This window comes from Streptococcus sp. SK643 (assembly GCF_000259505.1).
Taxonomy (GTDB): domain Bacteria; phylum Bacillota; class Bacilli; order Lactobacillales; family Streptococcaceae; genus Streptococcus.
Genome location: NZ_AJMM01000029.1, coordinates 22,793 through 35,990, shown reverse-complemented (window position 1 = coordinate 35,990; position 13,198 = coordinate 22,793). Strand labels below are relative to the sequence as shown.

Below are 13,198 nucleotides of genomic sequence, written 5' to 3'. Positions count from 1 at the left end.
TTATTATATAGAGAAATGTGCTTTATTTCAAGTCTAGGAGACAAATTGCTTGCTTCAAGGATAGTTTTATAGTCACAAGATCCAAAATGAAAAAGGGTGGCGGGGATAAATTATCCCTTGTCGCCACCACTTGTAAGTCCTGAAACAAAGTTCTTTTGTAGGAAGAAGAAGAGAATACAGATTGGAAGGGCAATGAGGATAGCACCTGCTGAGAAGTAGGCAATCTTCATGTTTTTCACATTGTTAACGAAGGTTTGGAGACCTACGGCAACAGTAAAGTATTCTTTCTCACGAAGCAAGAAACTAGAGAGGATGTAGTCCCCGAAAGGTCCCATGAAGGCCCAGAGAGCTTGTACGGCAACCATTGGGCGAACAAGTGGAAGAACAATTTGCCAGAAGCGGCGGAAGTGTCCTGCACCGTCTAGTTTTGCAGATTCGTCTAGAGACATTGGCACTGTATCGAAGTAGCCTTTCATCAACCAAGCATTCATTGGGATACCACCACCAACGTAGAGGAAGATGAGGAACCAGCTGTGGTTAAGGGCGTTCAACATAAGTGCCATGACGAAGAAGGCTGTCAAAGCGGCCATTGTTGGCACCATTTGGATAATCAAGAAGAAGACCAAACTTTGTTTACGAGCCAAGAAATTGTAACGGCTGTAGGCATAACCAGCAAGTACGATGATACTTGTTTGGACAGCCATGGTAATTAAGGCGATGATCAAAGTATTGAGGTACCAAGTACCGTACAAGGTTTCAGTAAAGAGCCCTTTAAAGTTATCAAAATTAAAATCGATATTGCTATCTAGCTTAAAGGCTGCTACGTTACCTGTCTTGAAGGCTGACATGATGGTAATTAATAGTGGATAGATAATCACGATTGAAAGGCCAATCAAGTAGAGGTAAGTAAGGGTTTGAGTCAGTCTACGTTTGAGTTTGATTGAGTTATTCATCTTAGACGTCCTCCATATCAAATGCGTGTAGTTTCTTGAATGCAATCATAGAGATTGAGATGACAATGATAGAGATAATCAAGGTAACAGCTGCCGCCATTGAGTATTGAGGAGATGTACCTGTTGTCAAACGGTAGATCCATGAGATCAAGATATCGGTTGAACCAGCTCCCCCTCCGACACTACCAGGACCTCCACCATTGAAGAGGTACATGATAGAGAAGTTGTTAAAGTTGAAGGTGTATTGACTGATCAAAGTAGGTGCCGCAACGGCCAAGATCATTGGGAAAGTGATGTTGCGGAATTTTTGCCAAGCATTGGCACCGTCAATATAAGCTGCTTCGTAAAGGTCATTAGGAATAGATTGCAAGATTCCCAAAGTCAAAACGTAGATGTATGGGAATCCAAGCCAACCTTGCATCATAATCAAGGCAATCTTAGTCCAAGTTGGGTCTGTTTTCCAAGGAATAAGAGCCCCATCAAGGAAAGGAAGGAATTTAGCCAAGATTGGCAATACTTGAGTGTTGATAGCTCCGACACTATCGTTAAACATGTTTGAGAATGTCAAGATAGTGATGAAGGCTGGAACAGCCCAAGGAAGAAGGAAAATAACACCGAAGATACGTTTTCCTTTGATAAATGGTTGGTTAGCAATGATAGCTGTGAAGATACCGATGACAATCTGTAAAGTTGAGGCAGCCAAAGCCCAGATGATGGTCCAAGAAAGAACGGCACCAAAGGCAGAACGGAAGGTACTCAAACTCCAGATGTTTGTAAAGTTGGTCAAACCAACCCAATCCAACAATTTGTTTGGTGGCAAGTGCTGGAAGTCGTAGTTAGTAAAGGCGATCATCAAGGTTACGATAACTGGGAAGATAATCGCGAAGGTCATGGCAACATAAGATGGAATAATCAAGAGGTAAGGGAAGCCATTTTCATAGATTCCTTTGATCATATCTTTTAGTGTAAGTGGTACTGGAATTCCATTGTTAATACGTTTTGCGATTGTATGTGCATCTTTGATATTTGAGAAATAAAAGAGTACATAAACGACTACAAAGATTAAATGGAAGGCACCACGAATCAGCATAAAGAGGGAATTATCACGACCTGGCTTGTCACCAAGAGTGATGAGATTGCTCAATTCAGGGGCTGCAAGTGCTAGGAAATAAAGGACAAATACGATGGTTACACCAAGGAAGATAAAACCTTTGGCTTTTTGTTTATTGTAAATCTGTCCTAACCCAGGAATGATAGACAGCAGGGCTGCTTTACTAGGTTGTTGCTTTTCCATAATAACTCCTTTCATAGGATACTGGTTTCTAATTAAAACCTAAACTATATATGTTTTTGATTGATAAATTCAAAGGGGGATTTGATTTCCACCCCCCTTGAACAAATTTTTTATTCGCCAAATTTTTGTTTGATTGTTTCTTTGATCAATGTCACAGCATCGTTAGCAGCTGTTTTCGCATCTTTCTTACCGCTTACAGCATCAAAGAGCATAGTTTTCGCCGGATCCCAAACTGCAGACATTTGAGAGATGTTTGGCATTGGTTGAGCGTTCTTGAACTGTTTGATAACAGCTGTTGTCAACTCATCGTTTTTACCTTCAGCGTATGAACGAGCTTCAGTGTTAGCTGGGATTTCGTTAGTTGCATCGTAGAAGGCTTTTTGTTGTTCAGTTGAAACTAGGAAGTCTACAAATTTTTGAGCGCCTTCAAGGTTCTTAGTGCTTGATGGGATGATCCAAGCTTTACCACCACCGAACGCAGCATATTCTTTTCCGTTTGGAAGAGTTGGGATAGTAGCAACACCGTAGTTTACTTTAGCGTCTTTGAAGGCTTGAGCTTTCCAAGGTCCGTCAATGATAGCAGCTGTTTTACCTTCTTGGAATTGAGTTTGGATTAAGTTGCCAGCACCTTCAGTATCTTGCATACCTTTAGGCCATTTTTCATACCAAGATTTAGCGTAGTTGATACCTGCGATAGAACCGTCGTTTGCAAGACCGATGTCTTTAGCATCTTTACCGTTTTGTCCGAATACGTAAGCACCGTTACCAGCAAGAAGTCCGTATGCATAGTAGAAGTTTGTCCAGTCAGCTAGGAAAGCAGAAGTTTTCCCATCTTCTCCAGCGAATGCGTATTTGCTATCTTTAGCAAGTTCTTCTAATTCAGCAAAAGTTTTTGGAGCTTCTTTTACCAAGTCTTTGTTGTAGTACATAACAAGTGACTCGATAACAGCAGGAGCACCATAAACTTTACCGTCAGCAGCTGTTACAAGAGATTTAGTTTTATCGTCTGTCTTAGCGCCGTCGCTTACTTTAACTTCTGAAAGTTGTCCGTCAGTACCAAGGCTACCTACACGGTCGTATGGAGCCATCATAACGTCAGCAGCTTGACCTGATTGGTTGTCAAGAGAAAGTTTGTCAAGACCACCAAGTTGGTCACCAGATTTGATGTTAACTTTTGTTCCTGATTCTTTTTCGTAAGCTTTTGCAACTGATTCAGCAAATGCTTTATATTGGTCTTCAACGTAAAGAGTGATTTCTTTACCTGCAGATGCACCAGCATCAGCAGCTTTTTCAGCAGGTTTGCTTCCGCAAGCTACTAAAAGCAAGCTAGCAAGTGTAACAGTTCCAAGCACAGCAGCGCTCTTCATGAATTTAGATGACATAGTGTATTCCTCCTAAAGAATAACAAATTTTATAATGAGGAAACGCAAACGTTTTCCTTTATGGGACTAGTATAGCACAATCAGAAAGCGGTTGCAAGTGTTTTTTGTAAAAAATTTTAAAAAAATTGTGAAAAAAGTAAACGCTTCATCGTCATATAATCGTCATATAAATAGTAGAAAATCCCAAAAATCGGTTTTGTTTTAAATTTAAAAAAAGTTAAGAAAACGATTGCCTAGTTTACAAATGGAAAGCAGAGAGGATTCTCACTTTATTTTTGATTAATAAGATAAGTGAAACCCTTATTCCTATTTTGTTTGTTTTCTGAAAGAATATATATACGAGTAAGAAGAAAAAATGTTTAAAAAATAATCAAAAAAGTTATTTAAAAACCGCTTGCATTTATCAAGAAAATGAGCTATACTAGTAATAGCGCAAACGTTTGCGTTCATAAAAATGTAATATCTAACTATAAACACATGAGGTGCTTATTATGAAAAAACGTCAAAGTGGTGTGTTGATGCACATTTCTTCTCTTCCAGGAGCATACGGAATCGGATCATTTGGTAAAAGTGCTTACGACTTCGTTGATTTCTTGGTTCGCACAAAACAACGTTACTGGCAAATCCTTCCACTAGGAACAACTAGTTACGGAGACTCTCCTTACCAATCTTTCTCTGCCTTCGCAGGGAACACTCATTTTATCGATTTAGATATCTTGGTGGAACAAGGCTTGTTGCAAGCAAGTGATCTTGAAGGAGTTGACTTTGGTAGCGATGCATCTGAAGTTGACTATGCGAAAATCTACTATGCACGTCGTCCTCTTTTGGAAAAAGCGGTAAAACGTTTCTTGGAAGTAGGAGATGTTAAAGATTTTGAAAAATTTGCTCAAGACAACCAATCATGGCTTGAACTCTTTGCAGAGTATATGGCTATCAAAGAGCATTTTGATAATCTTGCTTGGACTGAATGGCCAGATGCAGATGCTCGCGCTCGTAAAGCTTCAGCACTTGAAAGCTACCGTGAGCAATTAGCAGACAAGTTGGTTTACCACCGTGTGACTCAATACTTCTTCTTCCAACAATGGTTGAAATTGAAAGCTTACGCTAACGACAACTACATCGAAATCGTTGGGGACATGCCAATCTACGTAGCGGAAGATTCAAGCGATATGTGGGCAAATCCACATCTCTTCAAGACAGATGTCAACGGTAAGGCGACTTGCATCGCAGGATGCCCACCAGATGAATTTTCTGCAACTGGTCAGCTTTGGGGTAACCCAATCTATGACTGGGAAGCAATGGACAAAGATGGGTACAAATGGTGGATTGAACGCTTGAGTGAAAGCTTCAAAATCTATGACATTGTTCGTATCGACCACTTCCGTGGTTTCGAGTCTTACTGGGAAATTCCTGTAGGTTCCGATACAGCAGCACCTGGTGAGTGGGTGAAAGGTCCTGGCTACAAGCTTTTTGCAGCCGTTAAGGAAGAACTTGGTGAGTTAAACATTATTGCAGAAGACCTTGGCTTCATGACTGATGAAGTTATCGAATTGCGTGAACGTACTGGCTTCCCAGGAATGAAGATTCTTCAATTTGCCTTCAACCCAGAAGACGAAAGCATCGATAGCCCACACTTGGCACCTGCTAACTCAGTTATGTACACAGGAACACACGACAACAATACGGTCCTTGGTTGGTACCGTAACGAGATCGATGATGCGACTCGTGAATACATGGCTCGCTACACTAACCGTAAAGAATACGAAACAGTGCCACATGCTATGCTTCGTATAGTCTTTTCATCAGTTAGCTTCATGGCAATTGCAACGATGCAAGATTTGCTAGAATTGGATGAGGCAGCTCGTATGAACTTCCCATCTACCCTTGGTGGAAACTGGTCTTGGCGTATGACTGAAGATCAATTGACACCAGCTGTCGAGGAAGGCTTGCTTGACTTGACAACAATCTATCGCCGAATCAATGAAAATTTGGTAGAATTAAAGAAATAATACAATATCAGGAGACACCTTAAACATGTTATCACTACAAGAATTTGTACAAAATCGTTACAATAAAACCATTGCAGAATGTAGCAATGAAGAGCTTTACCTTGCTCTTCTTAACTACAGCAAGCTTGCAAGTAGCAAAAAACCAGTTAACACTGGTAAGAAAAAAGTTTACTATATCTCAGCGGAGTTCTTGATTGGTAAACTTTTGTCAAACAACTTGATCAACCTTGGTCTTTACGACGATGTTAAAAAAGAACTTGCAGCTGCAGGTAAAGACTTGATCGAAGTTGAAGAAGTTGAATTGGAACCATCTCTTGGTAATGGTGGTTTGGGACGTTTGGCTGCCTGCTTTATCGACTCAATTGCTACTCTTGGTTTGAACGGTGACGGTGTTGGTCTTAACTACCACTACGGTCTTTTCCAACAAGTTCTTAAAAACAACCAACAAGAAACAATTCCAAATGCATGGTTGACAGAGCAAAACTGGTTGGTTCGCTCAAGCCGTAGCTACCAAGTACCATTTGCCCACTTCACATTGACATCAACTCTTTACGATATCGATGTACCTGGTTACAAGACAGAAACTAAGAACCGCTTGCGTTTGTTTGACTTGGATTCAGTTGATTCTTCAATCATTAAAGACGGTATCAACTTTGATAAGACAGACATCGCTCGCAACTTGACTCTTTTCCTTTACCCAGATGATAGTGACCGTCAGGGTGAATTGCTCCGTATCTTCCAACAATACTTCATGGTTTCAAACGGTGCGCAATTGATCATCGAAGAAGCAATCGAAAAAGGAAGCAACTTGCATGACCTTGCTGATTACGCAGTTGTCCAAATCAACGATACTCACCCATCAATGGTTATTCCTGAGTTGATCCGTCTTTTAACTGCTCGTGGTATCGAACTTGACGAAGCAATCTCAATCGTTCGTAGCATGACTGCCTACACTAACCACACAATCCTTGCTGAAGCCCTTGAAAAATGGCCTCTTGAATTCTTACAAGAAGTGGTTCCTCACTTGGTACCAATCATCGAAGAATTGGACCGTCGTGTGAAAGCAGAAGTGAAAGATCCAGCTGTTCAAATTATCGATGAGAGCGGACGTGTTCATATGGCTCACATGGATATCCACTACGGATACAGTGTTAACGGGGTAGCAGCACTCCACACTGAAATCTTGAAGAACTCTGAGTTGAAAGCCTTCTACGACCTTTACCCAGAAAAATTCAACAACAAAACAAACGGTATCACTTTCCGTCGTTGGCTCATGCATGCTAACCCAAGCTTGTCTCACTACTTGGATGAGATTCTTGGACATGGTTGGCACCATGAAGCAGATGAGCTTGAAAAACTTTTGTCTTATGAAGACAAAGCAGCTGTCAAAGAAAAATTGGAAAGTATCAAGGCTCACAACAAACGTAAATTGGCTCGTCATTTGAAAGAACACCAAGGTGTGGAAATCAATCCAAACTCTATCTTTGATATTCAAATCAAACGTCTTCACGAGTACAAACGCCAACAAATGAATGCCTTGTACGTGATTCACAAATATCTTGACATCAAAGCTGGGAACATCCCTGCTCGCCCAATCACAATCTTCTTTGGTGGTAAAGCAGCTCCAGCCTACACAATCGCTCAAGACATCATCCACTTGATCCTTTGCATGTCAGAAGTTATTGCTAATGATCCAGTAGTAGCTCCACACTTGCAAGTTGTTATGGTTGAAAACTACAACGTTACTGCAGCAAGCTTCCTTATCCCAGCATGTGATATCTCAGAACAAATCTCACTTGCTTCTAAAGAAGCTTCAGGTACTGGTAACATGAAATTCATGTTGAACGGAGCTTTGACTCTTGGTACTATGGACGGTGCTAACGTGGAAATCGCTGAGTTGGTTGGCGACGAAAACATCTACATCTTTGGTGAAGATTCAGAAACTGTTATCGACCTTTACGCAAAAGCAGCTTACAAATCAAGCGAATTCTACGCTCGTGAAGCTATCAAACCATTGGTTGACTTCATCGTTAGCGATGCAGTTCTTGCAGCTGGAAACAAAGAGCGCTTGGAACGTCTTTACAATGAATTGATCAACAAAGACTGGTTCATGACTCTTCTTGACTTGGAAGACTACATCAAGGTTAAAGAACAAATGTTGGCTGACTACGAAGACCGTGACGCATGGTTGGATAAAGTCATCGTTAACATTTCTAAAGCAGGATTCTTCTCATCTGACCGTACAATCGCTCAGTACAACGAAGATATCTGGCACTTGAACTAAGTTACAAGATTTATACTAATACACTTTCCTATAAAGCGAATTTCAATTGAAATTCGCTTTTTTGAATACTGTGGATTTGGGTCAATCTTGTCTTGAAAAGATAGAAATCATAGATACAGTGAACGCATAACATTTTATTTCAGCCTTATATTTCTTCGTAGTTGATTACCTCACATCCCTTGTATTCGTTTACATAAAGTATTATAATATGATTGTAGGAAAGAAGGTGTTCTTATGTGGAAAAAATATTTTTCAAAATATAAATGGACGGATTTATTTTGGATTCTATTTGTTATTTTAACATGCCTCTTGATGGGTAATGATACTCTTTTTCCGCTTACTCATCAAGAAATCTCTTATCATGGGTGCTTATTTGGAATTACACTTGCATTATATCACTTACTATTTATTGATAAGTTTGTTATCTCGAATCGAAAATAAAGATTAGAACTTAGAATTGGTAAATTTCCAAAATTTTTCGGATAGATAGTTTAAAAATTGAAATTTAAAACCGCATATCTTCTTGAAATGCGGTTTTTGTGTCAATTATAGTGCTTGCCCAACAAGCATCTCTGCTTCAATGGTAATCTCTGTCAGTTGGCTCCAGTCAATCTTGGTCTGGTCAACGTGAAAGAGTAAGGGAGTCATGCTGAGTAGGGTTTGAAGCTGCTCTGCTGTGATAGTCTTAGTCAGAGAGGCAGTTTGGCTAGATAGGATGGTAAAGTGTTCTTGGAAATGATTTTTGATATCTTGGTTGGAATAGTCCTTGTTTGTCAGTTGGTCTTGCACCTTCTGGCGAATTTCCTTGAGGTGATTTTCCGTTGGGATAACCTTTATCAAGATGCCGTCTTTGGATAAAACGCGACGAAATCCTCCATAGTTGGCAGGCGAAAAGATATCAAGCAGGATGTCCATACTGGCGTCTTTTATAGGAAGTCGTGCCAAGTCGCCTACAAACCAATTGACTGCCCAGTTGGCTTCACTTTTAGCAGCAATTTGGACGGAATCTTTGGAGATGTCGAAGGCATAGAAGGTCTTGTCGGAGTGGGTTTCTTGGAGTTTACGAGAATAGAAACCTTCACCACAACCAATATCTAAGACAGTTTTTGCGGATGGATTAGCTTCTAGTAAGTCCGATACACCTTCTAAAATGGCCTGATAAAAGCCAGCTTCTAGGATTTGTTGACGGTTTTGAAAATTTTCCTTGTCGTAGTTAGCAGATTGCTTGATTTGAGGTGCTAGATTGACATAACCAAATTTCGCCAGGTCAAAAGAATGACGGTTGTTGCATTTGAGACTGCTCTCTACCAGAGTCAGATTTTCTTGGCAGATAGGACAGGCAAAGGCAGTCGCAGAAGCAAAACGCTGGAGTTTGGGTTTGAGGTTTGTATTCATAGTTTAAGTGTATCAAAAGAGGCAAATGAAAGCAACTTTAGGAATAAGTAGATGGGAGATTCAGTAGAAATAAAACTAATTCTCCAATTTATGGAATGAAATTGCTTTTATATTTAAATTGCTATATAATAATGATAAGGAGGAAATAAGTATGTTAAAAGAAGTATTAAGCGTCGCAAAAGTTGCGAAAAAATCATCACTCTTTTTGGGTGGTGTCGCATTTGGTACCCTTGGTTTGAAAATCTTGGCAAGTAAGGAAGCTAAAAAAGGTTATTCTAAAGCTTTGGCTAAGGCTTATAAGTTAAAAGATGAGCTAGATGCATCTGTTTCTGTTGTGAAGCAACATGGAGACGATGTCTTGCAAGATGCCAAATATTTGTACGAGCAAGAGAAAAAAGAAGAGCAATTAGATAGCCTTATAGGGGAATAATATGTCTTTTAAAGTGCTACATAGAGGATACCAACATATCCGACTATCATCTTCTTTTTCACTCACCTTGGATATTCAAGACTATCTTCGTTCCTTGGCGAGAGATGAAAAGGGGATTGAGTCTATCCAGTTTTACATGGATCAACAGCACTTTACTCTACGTATAAAAGAAGGCTTTTCTGTATTAGATAATGCAGAAGCCTTTTTAAAAAGAATTGATAAAGGGAAAGTTTCTGAGTTGATGACTCTTCCCATTCGTAGAGAAGAGAGTGCTTATTCTATTGTTTCAGGTGCAGCGGTTAAGCGTGTACTTTTTCGTAGTTTTGTGCCGTATCCTATTCGCTATATATGGACTTGTTATCAGGCTTTTGGTTATATTAGAGAAGCCTATCAAACACTAGCGCGTAAGGAACTAACGATGGAAGTCTTGGACTGTTCGGCGATTTTATTGTCCTTGTTTATGAATCAATCCAAGACGGCAAGTAATATCATGTTTATGCTTGATTTGGGGAATCATTTAGATCAGTGGTCCTTGAAAAAAACTGCAACAGATTTAGAACAAAGCCTTCTTGCAAAAGAGAGCGATGTATTCCTAGTACAGGGTGATACGGTTGTTAGTATCAAGAGTTCCGATGTTCAAATAGGAGATGTCTTGGTCCTATCTCAAGGAAATGAAATTCTGTTTGATGGACAAGTAGTTTCAGGTTTAGGTATGGTCAACGAAAGTTCTTTGACGGGAGAGAGTTTTCCAGTTGAAAAAAGAGAGTCTGATTTGGTTTGTGCAAATACAGTATTAGAAACTGGAGAGTTGCGTATTCGTGTAACCGATAATCAGATGAACAGCCGTATTTTACAGCTGATTGAGTTGATGAAGAAATCTGAAGAAAACAAGAAAACGAAACAACGCTATTTCATCAAGATGGCAGACAAGGTTGTCAAATATAATTTCTTGGGTGCTGGTCTGACTTACCTATTAACAGGTTCTTTTTCTAAGGCTATTTCTTTCTTATTGGTCGATTTCTCCTGCGCTTTGAAAATCTCTACTCCTGTAGCTTATTTAACAGCTATCAAGGAGGGTTTGAATCGTGAAATGGTGATTAAGGATGGAGATGTTCTGGAGAAATATCTGGAAGTTGATACTTTCTTGTTTGATAAGACGGGAACAATTACAACTAGCTATCCTATAGTTGAAAAGGTGTTACCTTTTGGAGACTATAGTGAGGAAGAAATATTAAGAATCAGTGCCTGTCTTGAGGAACACATCTATCATCCTATCGCTAATGCCATTGTCAAGCAAGCTGAGATAGAGGGGATTGAACATGAGGAAATGCATGGGAAACTCCAATATATTGCAAGCAAGGGAATTAAGTCCCATATCGATGGCAAACCAGTTCTTATTGGGAATTATGTCCTGATGCAGGATGAGCAGATTCATATCAGTTCGGAACAAAATGCTTTAATTGAAGAGTACAAGAGTCACTACAATCTCTTATTCTTAGCTTATCAGAATGAATTGATTGGAATGTTCTGCATCCATACTCCTTTGAGAAAAGAAGCAAAAGCAGCCTTGGAGAAACTTAAGGCACAGGGGAAAAAATTGATTCTGGCAACAGGGGACACCTTGGTTAGGACAGAGGAATTAGTCAAAGATTTGCCCTTTGATCAGGTCTATACAGACTTGAAACCTGATGGGAAATTTGAGTTAGTAGAGGAACTGCAGAAAGCAGGTCACACTATTTTGATGGTTGGAGATGGATTGAATGACTCAGCTGCTCTAACCCTATCAGATATCGGTGTGGTGATGAATGAGAGTGCAGATATTTCTAAGCAGATGAGCGATATCTTATTGTTAGATAATCGCTTGGATTTCTTCCAAGAGTTGGATTCGCTATCATCATCTTTGCAAACACTCATCAAGAAGAATATTCAAGATACCGTTGTCGTAAATAGTAGTTTGATTGGCTTTGGCTTGTTTAATTGGCTCAGTCCTTCAAATCTCTCTATCTTACATAATCTAACAACCTTACGTATTGTATTGCGTAGCCTGTCTATTAAGGGATAGGTGGGGACTATTAACAGCAAAAAGGAGTTACCTTTCTCGAGGTTAACTCCTTTTTTATAGGTAAATGTTGAACAGTTTAGTAAGTCAATACAAAATATTTTTTCTTCCCACGACGGATAACAGTCAGTTCGTTCTCTAACTTATCAGCGTCACTCAAGACATAGTCAAGGTCTTGAATGCGGTCACCGTTTACGTAGATAGCTCCGTTTTGGACGTCTTCACGGGCTTGGCGTTTTGAGTTAACCACACCAGCTGAAACGAGTAGTTCTACGATATTGTGGTTTTCATCTGCTTTAACTTGGTAGTTTGGCACTCCACGAAGTCCTTGTTTGAGCTCTTTGACAGAAAGGTTTTTGATGTTGCCTGCAAAGAGTTGCTCAGTGATGTTGAGGGCTTCTTTGTAGGCTTCTTCGCCGTGAACAAGTGTTACGACTTCACGAGCCAAGACTTTTTGAGCCAAGCGTTCGTGTGGAGCCGCTTCAAATTGTTTACGGATGTCTTCAATCTCATCAAGTGACAAGAAAGTAAAAATCTTCAAGAAGCGAACAGCGTCAGCGTCCATCACGTTCATCCAGAATTGGTACATTTCGTATGGAGAAGTCTTTTCAGGATTGAGCCAGACTGCGTTTCCTTCTGATTTCCCAAATTTCTTACCAGTTGCATCTGTGATGAGTGGTACTGTGATAACGTGTCCAGTTTTGTCAGCCTTACGACGAAGTAATTCGGTACCAGCTGTCATATTTCCCCACTGGTCAGAACCACCGATTTGTAGCGTTACGTTGTGGTCTTGGTTAAGAACGAAGAAGTCGTACCCTTGCATGATTTGGTAAGCAAACTCAGTGTAAGAAATTCCTGTTTCGATCCGTTTTTTCACAGATTCCTTGCTCATCATGTAGTTGACAGTGAAGTATTTTCCGATATCACGGAGGAAGTCAATGAAGCTGATGCTGCCGAACCAGTCGTAGTTGTTGACCATGACAGCCTTATTTTCCCCATTTTCAAAGTCAAGAAAGCGAGAAAGTTGTCCTTGGATAGACTTGACCCAGCCATCTACTGTGTCTTTTGTTTGGAGACTACGTTCAGCATCTTTGAAGGACGGATCTCCGATGAGACCTGTGGCACCGCCAACGAGCGCATAAGGTTTGTGACCTGCTAGTTGCAGGCGACGACTTGTTAAGATTGCGACTAGGTGGCCTAGGTGAAGGCTGTCAGCAGTTGGATCGTAGCCAGTATAATAAGAAACTTGACCTTCTTCTAGGGCTTTACGCAAAGCTTCTTCATCAGTCGTTTGAAAAATCAAACCACGCTCTTTTAGCTCATCAAAAATGTGCATGTGTCTTTTCTCCTTTATAAAATATTGTTTCTACCTATTGTATCACAAACTTGGAC

General features: G+C 40.1%; 10 protein-coding genes. 5 read left to right on the top strand and 5 right to left on the bottom strand.

Going from position 1 to position 13,198, the window contains the following annotated elements; translation table 11 throughout:
* Window positions 1-110: 110 nt before the first annotated feature.
* The 3 genes from HMPREF1117_RS10520 to HMPREF1117_RS10510 form a co-directional block, all read right to left on the bottom strand.
* Complete coding sequence (locus tag HMPREF1117_RS10520; RefSeq protein ID WP_001065652.1) at window positions 111-953, bottom strand: sugar ABC transporter permease; 843 nt, start codon at window positions 951-953, stop codon at window positions 111-113.
* A gap of 1 nt (window position 954) precedes the next feature.
* Complete coding sequence (locus HMPREF1117_RS10515) at window positions 955-2,247, bottom strand: carbohydrate ABC transporter permease (protein WP_000414959.1); 1,293 nt, start codon at window positions 2,245-2,247, stop codon at window positions 955-957.
* Window positions 2,248-2,357: 110 nt separating this feature from the next.
* Window positions 2,358-3,629: an extracellular solute-binding protein gene (locus tag HMPREF1117_RS10510; protein WP_000095470.1), complete on the bottom strand. Its 1,272-nt coding sequence runs from the start codon at window positions 3,627-3,629 to the stop codon at window positions 2,358-2,360.
* Between the two features lie 491 nt (window positions 3,630-4,120).
* Here HMPREF1117_RS10510 and malQ point away from each other — a divergent pair, with 491 nt between their 5' ends.
* From malQ to HMPREF1117_RS12035, 3 genes are all read left to right on the top strand, one after another.
* Window positions 4,121-5,638 (top strand): 4-alpha-glucanotransferase, encoded by a 1,518-nt coding sequence (gene malQ, locus HMPREF1117_RS10505; RefSeq protein ID WP_000747277.1) that lies wholly within the window; start codon window positions 4,121-4,123, stop codon window positions 5,636-5,638.
* Window positions 5,639-5,663: 25 nt separating this feature from the next.
* A complete protein-coding gene (gene glgP, locus HMPREF1117_RS10500; protein WP_000950135.1) occupies window positions 5,664-7,922 on the top strand; it encodes a glycogen/starch/alpha-glucan family phosphorylase in 2,259 nt (752 codons plus the stop codon).
* A 234-nt stretch (window positions 7,923-8,156) separates the two neighbouring features.
* Window positions 8,157-8,363 carry a hypothetical protein gene (locus HMPREF1117_RS12035; RefSeq protein WP_000265677.1) on the top strand — a complete coding sequence of 69 codons (207 nt, stop codon included), beginning with the start codon at window positions 8,157-8,159 and terminating at the stop codon, window positions 8,361-8,363.
* A 105-nt stretch (window positions 8,364-8,468) separates the two neighbouring features.
* On the opposite strand, the gene HMPREF1117_RS10495 is transcribed toward HMPREF1117_RS12035, so the two are convergent.
* Complete coding sequence (locus HMPREF1117_RS10495; RefSeq protein ID WP_001095524.1) at window positions 8,469-9,317, bottom strand: putative RNA methyltransferase; 849 nt, start codon at window positions 9,315-9,317, stop codon at window positions 8,469-8,471.
* Window positions 9,318-9,468: 151 nt separating this feature from the next.
* On the opposite strand from HMPREF1117_RS10495, the gene HMPREF1117_RS10490 reads away from it, so the two are divergent.
* On the top strand, window positions 9,469-9,747 hold the full coding sequence (locus HMPREF1117_RS10490; RefSeq protein WP_000910903.1) for a DUF6110 family protein: 279 nt from the start codon (window positions 9,469-9,471) through the stop codon (window positions 9,745-9,747).
* Between the two features lies 1 nt (window position 9,748).
* Complete coding sequence (locus HMPREF1117_RS10485; RefSeq protein WP_000008782.1) at window positions 9,749-11,809, top strand: heavy metal translocating P-type ATPase; 2,061 nt, start codon at window positions 9,749-9,751, stop codon at window positions 11,807-11,809.
* Between the two features lie 76 nt (window positions 11,810-11,885).
* On the opposite strand, the gene tyrS is transcribed toward HMPREF1117_RS10485, so the two are convergent.
* Complete coding sequence (gene tyrS / locus HMPREF1117_RS10480) at window positions 11,886-13,142, bottom strand: tyrosine--tRNA ligase (RefSeq protein ID WP_000546880.1); 1,257 nt, start codon at window positions 13,140-13,142, stop codon at window positions 11,886-11,888.
* Between the last annotated feature and the right edge of the window lie 56 nt (window positions 13,143-13,198).